Origin of the sequence: Pseudoxanthomonas sp. z9, from assembly GCF_006542425.1 — a bacterium.
Lineage (GTDB): Bacteria > Pseudomonadota > Gammaproteobacteria > Xanthomonadales > Xanthomonadaceae > Pseudoxanthomonas_A.
Genome location: NZ_VFID01000007.1, coordinates 526,388 through 539,796, shown reverse-complemented (window position 1 = coordinate 539,796; position 13,409 = coordinate 526,388). Strand labels below are relative to the sequence as shown.

The window sequence follows — 13,409 nt, the reverse complement described above, 5'->3', positions numbered from 1 at the left end:
CGCATCAGCAGCGCGGGGAGGCTGGAACAGCGCTATTCGCGACGCTTGCGCGGCTTGCGGGGGCGCTTGGTCTCGGTGGCGGCGCGCGGTGCTTCTGCGGTCGCGAGCAGGCCGCCGTCGCTCATCTGCTCCAGCCAGGCCAACGCGTCGAGGTAGGACAGGAACGATTGCAGGTAGCCGGGCGATTGTTCGCGCATCAGGGTGATCGAACGATGCACCAGCCGGCCGGAATTGAGCGGGCCGGCGTCGGCCGGCGCGGCTTCCAGCGATTCGCGCAGCTGGCTCTCGGCGCGGATCCGCGACCAGCGCCGGCGGGCGTCTTCCAGTTGCGCCACTTCCGGGTAGGAGGGGCGTGGCGAATCACCGGCCGCCAGCTGCTCGCTGTCGCGCACGGCGGCCTGTCCGGCGATGTGGTCGAGCAGTTCACGCAACGCGCTGCCCGCCGGCGGGGCGGCGACGGCGGCAACGCGGCGCGTCTGGTCGTCGCTGTCGCGCAGCGTCGCCAGTCGCGCTTCGAGCCGCTGTCGCACGGCATCGCCGTGCTCGCCGGCACGACGCGCCAGCGCCTCGGCCAGCAACTGCCGGACGGGCGTGGGTGTCGGGAAATGGTCGCCGTTATCGCTCATGCGCGCGATCGGGTGCGGCGGCGGCGGCGGCCTTCGGCCGCGGCATCGGTGCGATTTCCACGCGCCGGTTGCGCGCGCGGCCTTCCTCGCTGGCGTTGGAGCTGACCGGCTGTTCGGATCCGAACGCCGCGGCGAACACCGACGACGCGGGCACGCCCTCGGCGATCAGGGTGCGGGTCACGGTGAGCGCGCGATTGGCCGACAGGTCCCAGTTGTCGAGGAACTGGCGGTTGCCGTCGCGCACCTGGCGGTCGTCGGTGAAGCCGCTGACCATCAGGATCTCGTCGCGCGCGCGCAGGTAGTCGGCCAGTGGTCCGGCCAGGCTCTTCAGCAGCGCCTGGCCTTCGGGTTGCAATTGATCCGAGTTCAACGCGAACAGCACGCTGCCGCGGATGCCGATGCGGCCATCGACCAGGGTCACCCGGCCTTCGGCCAGCGGCACCGCCAGCGCCTGTTCCAGCGCCTTGCGCCGCTGCGACTCGAGCTGGCGCTGGCGGACTTCCTCGTCCAGCCGGTGCGACAGCTGCATCTGCGCGCCGATCACGCCGACCAGGATCAGCACGAACACGCCCAGCAGCACCGACATCAGGTCGCCGAAGGCGGCCCAGATCGGTGTACTCGATTCGACCTCGGCCTCGATGTCCGCGCTCATGCGGCTTCCGTTTCAGCGTCTGCCCGGCGACCTGCCAACTGCTGCAGATCCTCGATGATCTGGCGCTGCGCCAGCATGCTCAGGTCGATGACTTCGCGCGCCTGCGCGACGTAGTAGGCGAGCTGTTCGTCGCTGCGGGCGAGCGACTTGTCCAACGCGTTCTCGACGCCCTGCAGGCGTTCGACCAGGCGATCGTTCCAGTCGCCGAACTGCTGCACGGCCGCGCCGAAGGCGTCGCCCAGGCTGGCGACTTCGACCGCGCCGGCGCTGATCTGGCTGGCGGCGTCGCCGAGCCGGCCGGTTTCCGCCTCGATGTGGTCGGTGAAGCGGGTGCCGACCCGATCCAGCAGATCCGCCGAGGTGGTGACCAGCGCATCGATCGCGGTGCGCTGTTCGGTGGAGGCGTGGTTGACCGCGTCCAGCAGGGTCTGCAGGGTTTCCAGCAGGCGGCTGCGTTCCTCCAGCATGGTGGTGTCGCGGACCATGCTGTCGGAGAGCTTCTGGCGCAGTTCGGCGATGACTTCGGCGGCGGCCTTCGGTGCTTCCGACGCGGCCTGCACCAGCCGCGAGATCTCGGCGATGGTGTCACGCGCATGCGCCTGTGTCTGCGCGGAGATGTCCTGCGCGGTGGCGGCGAGGGTGTCGCAGATGGCCTGCTGCCGGCCGGCGGCCTGTTCGCCGGCCTGTTCCCAGCGCTGGCCCAGCGCATCGCTCAGGGTGCCGAATGCGTCGCTCCAGGCGGACAGACGCTGCTGGTCGCGCGCTTCCAGCGCGGTCTGCAGATCCGCGTGCGACTGCTGCATCCGGTCGACCAGCGAAGCGGCGTGCTGTTCGAAGGCAGCGGCGGCGGCGGTGAGCGCCTGCTGGTTGCGCGTGGCCAGTTCCTCGTTGGCGGCGGCCTGTCGCGACGCGGTGTCGTTCCAGGCCTGCGCGGCGGCGCCGTTGGCGGAGTCGAAGCGCGCGGAGACGTTTTCCAGCAGTTCGGCCGAACGCTGTTCGAACGTGCCGGCGAAGCGGTCCAGCGAACCGCGCAGATCCTGCACCAGCGTACCGTTGGACGCGCGCTGCTCGGCCAGTGCCTGCCGCCACAGATCGGCGACCGTGGTGGTGGTGGTGGCGAAGCCGGACGACAGCCCGTCCAGTTGCTGTTGCACGGCCTGGTTGAGAGCGCCATGCAGGGTGGTGGTCTCGCGCGCGATCGCCGACAGGGTGGTTTCCATGATCGGTTGCAGCGCCGCGCTGGCGGCGCGCGCGCTTTCGCCGACGCTTTCCTTCAGCGAGGTCTCCACCGAGGCGGCGAGGCGCGCGTGCACGGCCTCGGTGCGCTCGTGGAACGCATCCTGGCGGGCCTGCAACTGATCGTTGGCGGCGCGGCTCTGCTGCTCCAGCGCGGCCATCATCGCTTCCAGGCGATCGACGAGCGCGGGCATCGCGTCGGTCTGCCGCTGCAGCAGGCGGAAGGCTTCCTCACGCTGGTGCGCCTGCGAGTGCACGCGCAGGGCGGAGGCGATGCCCGCGTCCAGCGACTGCACCGCCAACTGGCGTTCCCGCCGGCACAGCGCCGCCAGCAGGCCGAGCATGGCCGAGGCGGCGACGCCGGCAATCGAGGTGCCGAAGGCGAAGCCCAGACCTTTGACCGGCGCGGCCAGCGATTCGCGGATGGCCTGCAGATCCGCCGCGCTTTCCAGCGCCATGCCGGTACCGCGCAGGGTGGTCATCATGCCGAGCAGGGTGCCGAGCATGCCGAGCAGCACCAGCAGTCCGACCAGGTAAGACGTGAGCGACGGCGCCGGCAGCGCGGCACGCTCGCCTTCGATGCGCAGGCGCACCGGATTGCGCAGCGAGGGATGCAGGCGTGCCAGCCAGTCGGCCAGCGCGGCCGGCGGCGCGGACAGATCGGCGACGGCGCCGGCGAGGGTGGCGGTGGCCTGCCGGTAGCGGTACAGCTCCCATCCGCCGACGACATAGCAGGCGCCGATCAGCAGGGTGACGGACAGGGCCAGCGGGTTGGCGCCGACATAACCCACCGCAATCCAGCAGACAGCGGCCAGACCGGCGAGAAAGAGGACGGGAGCGAGCAGGTTTCTGAGCATGTTATCCAGGCAGGTGGGTGCGAAGGGCCGAGAGCAGGCCCTCGGCCGGTTGCAGGCGGACATCCAGTTCGGCGAGCAGCAGGTTCCGCATGTCCCTGCGGAAGCTGTCCAGCCACGCGTCCGAAACGGTCGCGGGCTCGCCTGGTTCGTTGGATGAAGGGGAAGTTGCCGACGCGTTGGCGCGCAGGCGTTCGAAATGGGGACCGAGCAGCGCGGGCGCGGCGGCCAGCAGCCGGCGTTCGCGGCGGGCCAGCGCGCGTTCCATCGTCGCGTCGACGGCGGCCAGGCGCGCCAGTTCCGTCGAACGCGGCGCCAGTGCGTCGCGCAGGCGGGACCGCAGAAGCCCGATGGCGGTGTCCATGGACTGTTGCAGGAACAGGTAGCGCTGGCGGAAGAACAGGTAATCCGGGGAATCCTCCAAGCCGCCGCGCCGGGCGGCGGGATCGAAGGCGGGGTCTTCGTGGATGGCACGGGTCAACGCGGCGCGCACGCGGGCGCAGTCCGCTTCCACGGCTTCGGCCGAAGCGGGTTCGGCGAAAGGGTCGGCGAGCGGATCGGACTGGGGCCGGCTGTCTAGCGCGGTGGACAGGGCGACGGCGTGGGTCCAGTCGATCCAGTGGCTCAGCCGGTCCGACAGCGGTTGCGTGGGCGAGGGGACGTCCGTGGCCGTCAGGCGGGCCAGCAGACGGATGAACGTCGGGCCACGAATCGCCGCCCGTGGGGAGGCTTCCAACATTCGATGAGGCTGAAAAAACGCACATTTTACACGGTCGGGGCGACCCGCCGCCCGTCGCCTGGGCGGCCCGCCCCCGGAACCGGCCTCGACCGGACCCGCGCTGACCGGCGGCCGTCCCGGATACCGGGCCGGGCCGGTGCCCGCCTGCGACCCGGGCAGGTCGGCTGGTGGGGGGGCGGTCAGCTCATCGGGAGCCGGGCCCGAGCGCGCGCAGCGGCGGCAGTACCGCCTGGAGGTAGACGGCGCGCGCCTGGCCGGGATCGAAGTCCGCGTGTCGCCGCTTCCTGACGCCGTGCTCCGACAGGGTGACGTGCAGATCCGCACGCACGCCGGCGTTGGCCAGGCAGGCCTTCACGCAGTGCAGGACGCAGCCGTCCAGGGCGAGAATCGGCCGCCCGGCCTGCGCCGTCCTCACCAGTCCGGTCACCCCGCCGCCGACGCCGGCGATGCAGGACATCTCGGCTTCGCCTTCGCGGTCCAGCCACAGCGCCAGCTGGTTGGCCATCTGGGCGGCGCTGGAGCAGCCCGAGCAGGAATAGACCAGCGGCAAGGCCCGGCTCATGCGGCGACGCCCCCGGCCAACGCATGCAGGTGCGTGGCCAGATAGTCGAAGTAGCGATCGATGTAGCTGATGCCGTTCTCGTGGTCGATGAGGTAGGGATTCATCAGCGTGTGCCGCAGGATCACCACGCGATCGGTGTCATCGGTATGGCCGATCGTCGCGGGGTCGATGCCGAGTCCGGCCAGGATGCGCTGCATCTGCGCTTCGCCGACGACCGAATGCCGCAACGTGGTCATGGAGGCGAAGAATTGCTTCACCTGCAGCGGCTGGCGGGTATCGCAGCGCAGCTGATCGTGCAGGCGGCGGACGAACGCGTTGGCCTGCGCCAGTCCTCGGTTGCCCTGCGGATTGAGTGCCAGGCAGACCAGGTTGCTGTCCGGCGGGAATGGCACCATGGCAGTGACCCGTCCGGCCATGTCGTCGGCGAATCGCCGCGCGCGTGCCAGGAATGCCTCGGTGGCCAGCACGGTCTGCCGCGGCATCAGGCCGAAGTTCGCGTGATCCAGCGGCAACACCCGGTGGGTGACGTAGACCGCCGCCGCGGCGGCGCCGGGCTTGGATCCTTCCGGGATGAACTGGCCCAGTTGCCGGTAGCGCGACAGGTAGTCGTCCTGCGCCTCGGGATGGAACACGTAGTCGGCCTGTTCCGACAACAACTCCATCGCGCGGTGATCGCGGCAGATGAAGGCACCCGCACCATAGGGCAGGTAGCCGAGCTTGTGCGGGTCCACCGTCACCGAATCGGTATCGGCGAGCGCCGCGAACGCGGCGTGGACTTCCGGTTGCGGGAACGTCTGGTATTCGCGGCGCATGTCTTCCCGTGAACGCAGGCCACCGTCCGGCGCGCGGAACAGTGCGGTCAGGTAGCCACCCCAGGCCGCATCGACATGCACGCTGAAACCCAGGCCGCGTGCGGTCGAGCGCTCGCGCGCGGCGACCACCGCGTCGACCGGATCGATGGTGCCGTACTCGGTGCTGCCGAGCACGGCCACCGCCATCAGCACCGGTTGTCCATCGCGCCGGCAGGTTTCCAGGGTTTCCTCCAGCGCGTCCGGATCCAGCCGCATGTCGCGGGTGGGCAGCAGTGCCAACTGCGCGCGGCCCAGGCCGAGCATCTTCAGGCCCTTGCTCCAGGAGTAATGCGCGGTGATCGGCGCGAGCACCTGCGGTACCCGCAGGGTCGGATGGCGGCGGAAAAATTCGACCAGGCCGAGCTGCTCGATGCGCGCCTGCGCGACCCGTTCGCGCCAGCGCGCCTGTTCGGCGGGCGGGTGCTGGCCCAGCCACCGGCGCCACTGTTCCAGCAGGACGATGCCGCCCGCGGGACCGAGGTTGAAGGCCTGCGCGTCGTCGGCCGGCAGTTCGAGATCGGGTACGCCGGCAGCGATCAGCGCGACCGGAAACGCCTTCAACGCGAGCGCCAGCCGCAATGCCTGGTAGTTGGCTAGCGTGCCGCCGGAAGTCAGGTGGCCGAACGCGCAATCCGGGCGGGCCGGATCGTCGGGATAGCCGAGCATGCGCGCCAGTTGCAGGCCGACCTGCACTTCCAGTTGCACCGTCACCGGCGCGGCGTCCTCGCTGACGTTGTTGGGGTTGTAGGGCAGGGTCAGGATCTGCGCGGCCAGCCCGGGCAGCAGCAGATCCGAGGCCATGTGGCCGATGTAGCGCGGGCTGTGGAACGGCACCGAATGCTTGAGCGCCGCCGACAGCCGGTGCAGTTCGCGCCGCATGCGCGCTTCGAACGCCTGGTACTGCGGATGCTGCGCCGCCCGGGTGGGAATCGCCGGCGGATCCTCGGGATGGAAATTGCGCCGCCAGTGCACGTGATCGCGCAGGAACTCCACCACCAGCTTCTCCAGCAGGGTGTCGTTCTCGGCATAGGGGCCGAGGAAGCAGGCGTCCAGCAGGCGGCGCTCGGCCTCGGCGTCGGCGCCCGCCGGAAAGGGGGCTTGGGCAGGGTGGGTCATGGCGCGAGCCTAGGCCAAGGCGGCGCGGCTGCCCCTGATCCAGATCAAACCGGGTGCTCGGACAGCGGGCAAGTGCGGCAGTGCGCCCCTGGCACAGCTCCGCGGCGACGGTCTCGTCGGGGGAACAGGCCAAACAGGTCGGGGAACGGTGGTGTTGATACACGCAGGCCGCTGTCCCGTGTGGACGAATCCGTTTAGGCTTGCGGATGGCCCGACCAGCAGGCATGGCGCGGCGACGATTCTGGAACAGTCATCGGGGAATGGAATGCCTTGGCAACGGCTGCTGCGATTGTTCGTCTTGCTTGCCGGCGCGCTTCTTGCGTGCTTTGGGCTTTTGCTCTTGGGTGTCGCGGCAACCGGAGGAGTCCGTGAAGGACTGGCAGGCATCGGGGTGGTTGGGACAGGCTTGCTGTTCGTTTCCGCGCCCGCAATCGCGCTGCCGTTCTCGAAACGCATCGCCGTCGGGCTATTGCTGGTCGTTCTGAGCCTGTTCGCGCTGGGGGCGCTGGGAATGGCTTTCCTGCCAATCCCGGGGGCTCAACCGACACGGGTATTCAGGATTGCGGTGGTCGCGTTCTTTCTGCTTCTCGCATTCAGGGTTTTCGGTTCATGGCAAAGGATGAAGCAAGAAAGATGAGCGCTGTCCCGGCATTGGGTTAGCTGTCCTATTCATTCATGGAGTGCGTGGGGGAATCACGATGCGTGCGACTTTTTTTCTGATGCTTGGGTTGGTATCGCTGGGCGCGAATGCCCAGACCTACGCGGCGGGACAGATCTGGACCTACAAGACGCGGCCGGGAGAAGAAGCTTCTCGTGTCCATATCGTCAAATTCGAGGACATGCCCCGGGGCGACCGGATCTTTCATATCTACGTCGACAATCTGAAGATGCGAAGCGTGCTCGAACCCAATGCGATGCAGACCGTGCTTCCGCACGCGCCAGTCTCAAAGAAAACGCTGGATGAGAGCGTCATCCAACTGCAGGGTGTCGAGGAGCAACTCCCCGATATCTCGGAAGGTTACAAGTTCTGGCGGGAAGCCTATGACGCGGGCGTGGGCGGAGTTTTCACCATCCCGGTAGCCGACATCGTAGACTTCGTCGAGCAAGTCGTATCGGGGCAGATGAAGCCGAGCAAGCACGAATGACGGCTGCCGAACACAAATGTCCGTTCGCCAATATGAATTCGTGCGGACGGATGAGTCGGCCGGAAGTGGTGTGGGACTAGCGATGTACGGCTTGCACGCACCAGTATCTGTCTTCGCGACGCTGGACGAAGCTCCGGAAGCCGTACAGCGAGAGACTATGCATGCAGGCGTGGGCGATATCGGTTATCTGCGCGGCACGGGGCGGTTCGAAGACCAGGTGAAGCTGTCCCTCCGGTGCCAACAGCGGATACAGGCGTTCCAGCGTGGCGTCGGCCTGCCGCCAGAACAGGTTGACGTTGATCGCCAGGATGCGGTCGAAGCATGTACCCGAAATTTCGAGTAATGCTGCGTCGATGCATTCGAAAACCGCCACGCCACTTGCCATCCAGGCCGCATTGCGGTGTCGGGCTGCGGCGATCATCTTTTCCGAACGATCGATTCCAAGATATTGGCCGATACCTGTCCGTTCGCAAATCGGCGTGCAGGACGCGCCATTGCCGCAACCGATTTCAAGCACGCGATGCCATGAAGACAGCCCCAGGCCGTCAACGGCCCAACGGATGCGCGGTGGAACGATGGAAGCCATGTGAACCTCCTGTGCGGGACTATACCGAGGCTCCGAAAGATGGACAGTGCCGTCCCGCATGGCTGCTTGGGCCCATCCGGGCCCTTGGGAGAGGCTGTGCGACATCCGCAACCAGAGAGGGATGATTGAAGGATGAGCATGTTCACCGGATGGTCACGTCGTCATGCCTGCCTGATCCTGCTGGGAATGACCGTACTGACGGCTTGCCACCGGGTAGAAGATGTCCCTGCGACGAAGTACAGCTGGTCGGGGTCGGCACTGGAAGAATGTCCCTCCACGCGAGGAGCGGCCAAGACGGTGGAACTGGCGGATCTCGCCGCCCGACCCGCCGCGTATGAAGGGACATTCGTTCGCGTGGAAGGCTACTACTACGCCTACTTCGAGCACGCCGCGCTGCATCCGGAGCCCGAGGCAGAGAGCTACAGCGGTGATTTCGACAAGCAAATCTGGGTACGCAGTATGGATGCCGAATACAGCCGACAACGTGTCCAACTGACGGGTATCTTTACTGCGAAGTCGCGGGGGCACGGAGCTCAATGGCCGGGGACGCTGTGCGTGGTATCCGTGTTGAAGTTACCAGGGCCTGGCGACTGAATGCCCCTGATGGAGTGGTCCTGACGGAGCGAATTCGGGGGCCTGATTCGCTTCACCGGGTAGGACCAGGAAACCGCTAAAGATTTCGACAGCGCGTCCGGCCCGCAGCCGCTTCAATCGGCCGTGGCGACGCCAAGGAGCCGGGCCTATCATCGGCCCATCGACCTGCCAGGATGAGACATGCGAACCGTCTACGCGCTGTTGTGCCTGCTGGGAACGTTCTGGCCGCTCTCGTGGCTATGGCCATGGATCGCCGAGCACGGCTTCGACCTGCCTCTGTTGGCGCGCCAGGCTTTCGCCACGCCGATTGCCGGCTTCGCCTGGGCGGACGTGCTGGTGTCGGGCATCGCGGTGATCGCGCTGATGGCCGTCGAAGGGCGGCGGCTGGGCATGCGCCGCTGGTGGTTGCCGCTGCTGGGGTTGTCGGTGGGCGTGTCGCTGGCGTTGCCGTGGTTCCTGTGGTTGCGCGAACGCCACCTGGCGATGCGACCACCACCGGCGAAGCACTGATCGCGATGTCCGAATTCACCGTCCATCCGCTGCTGGACACCGGCACCGTCGGGATCACGGACGTGCTGTGCCGCGGTCAATGCCGCCATCGCAGCGCGGAGGAATGCGCGCGGGTCACTCATCTGGTGTTTCCCTATCGCGGCCTGTACCTGCGCCATGTCGGCGCTGAGCAATCGGTGGCCGATGCCAACCACGTCCTGTTCTTCAATGCTGAAGAGGGCTATCAGGTCAGCCATCCGGTGGCGGGTGGCGACGCCAGCCTGGTGCTGTCGATTTCGCCGATGCTGCTGGGCGAGCTGGCGCCGGCCGATCTGCTGCAACGAGGCGGGGAAGCGCTTTTCCGTGCCCAATCGCGTCGCATCGATCCGCGTGCGCAGGCGCTGGTGGCGCTGCTCCGCCACAGCCTGCGCCACCGCGCGATCGAACCCCTGGAAGCCGAAAGCCTGGGGTTGACCCTGCTGTGCCGCAGTCTGGGCCCACGCACCAGCCACGGCGCCACCGCGACCCGCGCGCGCCGTCGGCTGGTGGATCGGGTGAAGGTGCTGCTGGCCGGCGATCTGGGCCGGCGCTGGAGCCTGGCTGACATCGCGACGGAGATCGGTGGATCGCCGGTGTACCTGACCCAGGTCTTCCAGCAGGTCGAAGGCATGCCGCTGCACCGCTACCACCTGCGCCTGCGGTTGGCGCGCGCGCTGGATCTCGTCGCCGGTTGCGAGGACATGTCGGCGCTGGCGCAGGATCTTGGCTTCTCCAGCCACAGCCATTTCGCCGCCGCGTTCAAGCAGGTGCATGGGCGCACGCCGAGCGCGTTCCGCCAGGCCGCGCTCGCCAAGAGCGGGTGAGCGCGTTGGTATCGAATCGCTAAAGAATCCGACAGCGCCGCCGTCGCCGCGATGGTCTCCTGTGCCTGCCCGGAACGGCCGGGCAATTACCGGAGAGTGTCATGAGCGAGAAGACCTGCGCCGTCTGCGATTACCCGCTGGACGGCAACGCCGTCGAAGTCACCATCGGCGGCAACACCGTGGAGGTGTGCTGCGAGGAATGCGCGCAGAAGCTGCGTGAAGCCGAAGCGCGTCGTTGAACGCCGGCAACCGGTTGGATGGCGCGCGGTGGAAGCGCGCCATCCGCCGGCGGCGGGATCAGTTCAGCACGCCATGCGGCTGGATCCAGCCGCTGGCGATGCCGATCATCACGATCACGATCAGCGCCACCGAGAAGCCGATGCGTCGGGTCAGCGCATTGACGGTGCGCTTGCTGCCGCCGGTGTCGACCAGCATGTAGTACAGGCCGGCGCCGAGGTTGTAGATGATGATGCCGAGAAAGCCGAGGACGAGCAGGAGTTTCATGGACATGATCCGGTGAAGTGGGCGCGCGTCAGCGGGCTCGCGCGGGGGAAGCGGGCATGCACCAGGCCCGCACGGCGATGGCGAGGGTCATCACCATCAGGAACAGGCCGTAGGCGACCGAGGTGGCAAGCACCTGTTTCCAGATCGCGCCGGCGTTGGGATCGGCGTTGAGGAACCCCCAGTGCATGCCCCAGGCGGAGAGCGCGGTGGCCAGCACCAGCGCGATGGTGTCGAACAGGCGCCGGCCGGTGCCACGCCGTTGCCGGGGATAGATCCAGTACAGCGCGGCCAGGATCGCGAACCAGGGCAGGAACAGGATCAGGGCCAGATTGAGTTCGACCTGTGCGTTCATCGATTTGCGGCGGCGGGGAGGGGAGAAGTCTGAAGGAGATCCTAGGGATTGCGGTGCAGTTCTCCAAGAATCAGAATCCTCTCCAAAAAACCGGATCAGTTGACGGTTTCTTCATTCAACTGATTGATTTAAAAGGATGAAATGAAGCGCTACGAATCCCTGGCCGAGGACGTCGCCCGCTCCATCCGCGAGGGCCTGCTGCGGCCGGGCCAGCGGCTGCCGTCGGTGCGCCAGACCAGCGCCCGCCGCAAGGTCAGCCCCGCCACGGTGTTCCAGGCCTACTACCTGCTGGAGGCGCGCGGCCTGATCCGTTCGCGCCCACGCTCGGGCTACTACGTGGCCGACGATGCCCGCCCGCTGCCGCCGGAGCCGGAGCGCGCCTCGCAACCGGTCGACGGCGCGCGGCCGGTGGACGTCAGCGAGCTGGTGTTCGAAGTGCTGGAATCGGCGATGGCGCACGAGGTGGTGCCATTGGGATCAGCGTTTCCCAGCCCGTTGCTGTACCCGCTGGACAAGCTGGGCCGGGCGATGGCCGGCGCCGCGCAATCGCTGGATCCGTGGGGCACGGTGGACGATCTGACCCCCGGCAAGATCCAGCTGCGCCGGCAGATCGCGCTGCGCTATCTGATTGCCGGCATGCAGGTGTCGGCCGAGGAGATCGTCATCACCAACGGCGCGCTGGAAGCATTGAACCTGTGCCTGCAGGCGGTCACCCGGCCCGGCGATACGGTGGTGGTGGAATCGCCCTGCTTCTATGCCGCGCTGCAGGCGCTGGAACGGCATGGCCTGCACGCGCTGGAAGTGCCCACCCATCCGCGCGAGGGCATCGATCTGGACGCGCTGGCGCAGGCCATCGAACGCCATCGTCCGGCGGCGTGCTGGCTGATGACCAGTTTCCAGAATCCACTGGGCTGCACCCTGCCGGAGGAGAAGAAGCGCGCGCTGGTCGATCTGCTGGAACGCCACGGCGTCCCGCTGATCGAGGACGATGTGTACGCCGAGCTGTACTTCGGCGAACGTCGTCCGTTGCCGGCCAAGGCTTTCGACCGCGCTGGCGGGGTGCTGCACTGCGGTTCGTTCTCCAAGAGCCTGGCGCCGGGCTATCGGGTGGGCTGGGTGGCGCCGGGCCGCTACCGGCGCGAAATCGCCCACCACAAGCTGACGTTCTCGCTGGCGACCTCGGCGCCGAGCCAGCTCGGCCTGGCCGCGTACCTGGAAAAAGGCGGCTACGAGCGCCATCTGCGGCGCCTTCGCAGGACGCTGGAGCAACAGCAGCAGGAATACATGGGCGCGATCGCCCGCCATTTTCCCGAGGGCACGCGGATGACCCGGCCACAGGGCGGCTACTTCCTGTGGGTGGAACTGCCGCCGCAGGTCGATGCGCTGGCCCTGCACCGGCAGGCGCTCGCGCAGGGCATCAGCCTGGCGCCCGGACCGATGTTCTCCGCCAGCCGCGCCTTTCGCCACTGCATCCGCCTCAACTACGGCCACCCGCTGGACGCACGCGCCGAACAGGCCATCACGACCCTGGGCGCACTGGCCACCACCTTCCTGACCCCCGTAGGAGCGACGTAAGTCGCGAGCTTTTCCTCAGCGGACGATTCCGGCCATCGCGACTGACGTCGCTCCCACAAGGAAAATCTCAAGTCCTTGGCCCTGCCACCCATACCCCCACTTGTGGGAGCGACGTAAGTCGCGAGCTTTTCCTCAGCAGGCGGTTCCCGTCATCGCGACTGACGTCGCTCCCCCAAGGAAAACCTCAAGTCCTTGGCCCTGCCACCCACACCCCCACCTGTGGGAGCGACATGAGTCGCGAGCTTTTCCTCAGCCGACGATTCCCGTCATCGCGACTGACGTCGCTCCCACAAGGAAAATCTCGAGTCCTTGGCCCTGCCACCCATACCCCCACTTGTGGGAGCGACATGAGTCGCGAGCTTTTCCTCAGCGGACGATTCCGGCCATCGCGACTGACGTCGCTCCCACAAGGAAAATCTCGAGTCCTTGGCCCTGCCACCCATACCCCCACCTGTGGGAGCGACATGAGTCGCGAGCTTTTCCTCAGCAGGCGGTTCCCGTCATCGCGACTGACGTCGCTCCCACAAGGAAAATCTCGAGTCCTTGGCCCTGCCGCCCACACCCCACTTGTGGGAGCGACATGAGTCGCGAGCTTTTCCTCAGGGTCAGGTTCCCGCCATCCCAACCGACATCACTTCCCCAGGAAAAGGAGGCGGCAGGACTCT

Annotated in this window: 16 protein-coding genes; 7 read left to right on the top strand and 9 right to left on the bottom strand. The window is 67.3% G+C overall.

Translation table 11 applies throughout. From position 1 onward, the window contains the following. Positions 1-32: 32 nt before the first annotated feature. The 6 genes from FG323_RS09570 to FG323_RS09545 all read right to left on the bottom strand — a co-directional run bounded on the left by FG323_RS09570 (position 33) and on the right by FG323_RS09545 (position 6,636). Positions 33-626, bottom strand: a complete 594-nt coding sequence (locus FG323_RS09570) for a DUF2894 domain-containing protein (RefSeq protein ID WP_141454289.1) — start codon at positions 624-626, stop codon at positions 33-35. After that, positions 616-1,278, bottom strand: a complete 663-nt coding sequence (locus FG323_RS09565; protein ID WP_141454288.1) for an OmpA family protein — start codon at positions 1,276-1,278, stop codon at positions 616-618. The genes FG323_RS09570 and FG323_RS09565 overlap by 11 nt, the downstream gene beginning before the upstream one ends. Then, positions 1,275-3,371, bottom strand: a complete 2,097-nt coding sequence (locus FG323_RS09560) for a DUF802 domain-containing protein (protein WP_141454287.1) — start codon at positions 3,369-3,371, stop codon at positions 1,275-1,277. Before FG323_RS09560 ends, FG323_RS09565 begins: the two co-directional genes overlap by 4 nt. Before the next feature lies 1 nt (position 3,372). Beyond that, entirely contained in the window at positions 3,373-4,107 is a 735-nt protein-coding gene (locus FG323_RS09555) for a DUF3348 domain-containing protein (RefSeq protein ID WP_141454286.1), read from the bottom strand. Positions 4,108-4,291: 184 nt separating this feature from the next. After that, positions 4,292-4,669: a putative zinc-binding protein gene (locus tag FG323_RS09550; protein WP_141454285.1), complete on the bottom strand. Its 378-nt coding sequence runs from the start codon at positions 4,667-4,669 to the stop codon at positions 4,292-4,294. Next, on the bottom strand, positions 4,666-6,636 hold the full coding sequence (locus FG323_RS09545) for a pyridoxal-dependent decarboxylase (protein ID WP_141454284.1): 1,971 nt from the start codon (positions 6,634-6,636) through the stop codon (positions 4,666-4,668). The genes FG323_RS09550 and FG323_RS09545 overlap by 4 nt, the downstream gene beginning before the upstream one ends. Positions 6,637-6,901: 265 nt before the next feature. On the opposite strand from FG323_RS09545, the gene FG323_RS09540 reads away from it, so the two are divergent. Both FG323_RS09540 and FG323_RS09535 read left to right on the top strand, forming a co-directional pair. After that, positions 6,902-7,273 carry a hypothetical protein gene (locus FG323_RS09540; RefSeq protein ID WP_141454283.1) on the top strand — a complete coding sequence of 124 codons (372 nt, stop codon included), beginning with the start codon at positions 6,902-6,904 and terminating at the stop codon, positions 7,271-7,273. 61 nt (positions 7,274-7,334) lie between these two features. Next, the gene (locus tag FG323_RS09535) at positions 7,335-7,781 is read left to right on the top strand and encodes a hypothetical protein (protein WP_141454282.1); all 447 of its coding nucleotides are present in this window, start codon (positions 7,335-7,337) and stop codon (positions 7,779-7,781) included. Between the two features lie 76 nt (positions 7,782-7,857). On the opposite strand, the gene FG323_RS09530 is transcribed toward FG323_RS09535, so the two are convergent. Further along, complete coding sequence (locus tag FG323_RS09530) at positions 7,858-8,367, bottom strand: class I SAM-dependent methyltransferase (RefSeq protein ID WP_181444152.1); 510 nt, start codon at positions 8,365-8,367, stop codon at positions 7,858-7,860. Between the two features lie 132 nt (positions 8,368-8,499). Between FG323_RS09530 and FG323_RS09525 the strand changes: the two genes are divergently transcribed. The 4 genes from FG323_RS09525 to FG323_RS19670 all read left to right on the top strand — a co-directional run bounded on the left by FG323_RS09525 (position 8,500) and on the right by FG323_RS19670 (position 10,552). After that, entirely contained in the window at positions 8,500-8,961 is a 462-nt protein-coding gene (locus FG323_RS09525) for a hypothetical protein (RefSeq protein WP_141454280.1), read from the top strand. Positions 8,962-9,141: 180 nt separating this feature from the next. After that, complete coding sequence (locus FG323_RS09520) at positions 9,142-9,471, top strand: DUF2834 domain-containing protein (RefSeq protein ID WP_141454279.1); 330 nt, start codon at positions 9,142-9,144, stop codon at positions 9,469-9,471. A gap of 5 nt (positions 9,472-9,476) precedes the next feature. Further along, positions 9,477-10,313 carry an AraC family transcriptional regulator gene (locus tag FG323_RS09515; RefSeq protein WP_141454278.1) on the top strand — a complete coding sequence of 279 codons (837 nt, stop codon included), beginning with the start codon at positions 9,477-9,479 and terminating at the stop codon, positions 10,311-10,313. 101 nt (positions 10,314-10,414) lie between these two features. Beyond that, positions 10,415-10,552: a hypothetical protein gene (locus FG323_RS19670; RefSeq protein ID WP_181444151.1), complete on the top strand. Its 138-nt coding sequence runs from the start codon at positions 10,415-10,417 to the stop codon at positions 10,550-10,552. Positions 10,553-10,610: 58 nt separating this feature from the next. Here the strand turns inward: FG323_RS19670 and FG323_RS09510 are convergent, their stop codons facing one another. After that, positions 10,611-10,823, bottom strand: coding sequence for a twin transmembrane helix small protein (locus FG323_RS09510; protein WP_141454277.1), 213 nt, complete (start codon positions 10,821-10,823; stop codon positions 10,611-10,613). A gap of 22 nt (positions 10,824-10,845) precedes the next feature. Then, the gene (locus FG323_RS09505) at positions 10,846-11,169 is read right to left on the bottom strand and encodes a hypothetical protein (RefSeq protein WP_141454276.1); all 324 of its coding nucleotides are present in this window, start codon (positions 11,167-11,169) and stop codon (positions 10,846-10,848) included. 141 nt (positions 11,170-11,310) lie between these two features. On the opposite strand from FG323_RS09505, the gene FG323_RS09500 reads away from it, so the two are divergent. Further along, entirely contained in the window at positions 11,311-12,744 is a 1,434-nt protein-coding gene (locus FG323_RS09500; protein WP_141454275.1) for a PLP-dependent aminotransferase family protein, read from the top strand. The last annotated feature ends 665 nt before the right edge of the window (positions 12,745-13,409 follow it).

What these genes read in the sequence shown, in the direction of transcription:
- FG323_RS09570 (WP_141454289.1), bottom strand. Translation starts at nt 626, where the DNA reads ATGAGCGATAACGGCGACCATTTCCCGACACCCACGCCCGTCCGGCAG.
- FG323_RS09565 (WP_141454288.1), bottom strand. Translation starts at nt 1,278, where the DNA reads ATGAGCGCGGACATCGAGGCCGAGGTCGAATCGAGTACACCGATCTGG.
- FG323_RS09560 (WP_141454287.1), bottom strand. Translation starts at nt 3,371, where the DNA reads ATGCTCAGAAACCTGCTCGCTCCCGTCCTCTTTCTCGCCGGTCTGGCC.
- FG323_RS09555 (WP_141454286.1), bottom strand. Translation starts at nt 4,107, where the DNA reads ATGTTGGAAGCCTCCCCACGGGCGGCGATTCGTGGCCCGACGTTCATC.
- FG323_RS09550 (WP_141454285.1), bottom strand. Translation starts at nt 4,669, where the DNA reads ATGAGCCGGGCCTTGCCGCTGGTCTATTCCTGCTCGGGCTGCTCCAGC.
- FG323_RS09545 (WP_141454284.1), bottom strand. Translation starts at nt 6,636, where the DNA reads ATGACCCACCCTGCCCAAGCCCCCTTTCCGGCGGGCGCCGACGCCGAG.
- FG323_RS09540 (WP_141454283.1), top strand. Translation starts at nt 6,902, where the DNA reads ATGCCTTGGCAACGGCTGCTGCGATTGTTCGTCTTGCTTGCCGGCGCG.
- FG323_RS09535 (WP_141454282.1), top strand. Translation starts at nt 7,335, where the DNA reads ATGCGTGCGACTTTTTTTCTGATGCTTGGGTTGGTATCGCTGGGCGCG.
- FG323_RS09530 (WP_181444152.1), bottom strand. Translation starts at nt 8,367, where the DNA reads ATGGCTTCCATCGTTCCACCGCGCATCCGTTGGGCCGTTGACGGCCTG.
- FG323_RS09525 (WP_141454280.1), top strand. Translation starts at nt 8,500, where the DNA reads ATGAGCATGTTCACCGGATGGTCACGTCGTCATGCCTGCCTGATCCTG.
- FG323_RS09520 (WP_141454279.1), top strand. Translation starts at nt 9,142, where the DNA reads ATGCGAACCGTCTACGCGCTGTTGTGCCTGCTGGGAACGTTCTGGCCG.
- FG323_RS09515 (WP_141454278.1), top strand. Translation starts at nt 9,477, where the DNA reads ATGTCCGAATTCACCGTCCATCCGCTGCTGGACACCGGCACCGTCGGG.
- FG323_RS19670 (WP_181444151.1), top strand. Translation starts at nt 10,415, where the DNA reads ATGAGCGAGAAGACCTGCGCCGTCTGCGATTACCCGCTGGACGGCAAC.
- FG323_RS09510 (WP_141454277.1), bottom strand. Translation starts at nt 10,823, where the DNA reads ATGTCCATGAAACTCCTGCTCGTCCTCGGCTTTCTCGGCATCATCATC.
- FG323_RS09505 (WP_141454276.1), bottom strand. Translation starts at nt 11,169, where the DNA reads ATGAACGCACAGGTCGAACTCAATCTGGCCCTGATCCTGTTCCTGCCC.
- FG323_RS09500 (WP_141454275.1), top strand. Translation starts at nt 11,311, where the DNA reads ATGAAGCGCTACGAATCCCTGGCCGAGGACGTCGCCCGCTCCATCCGC.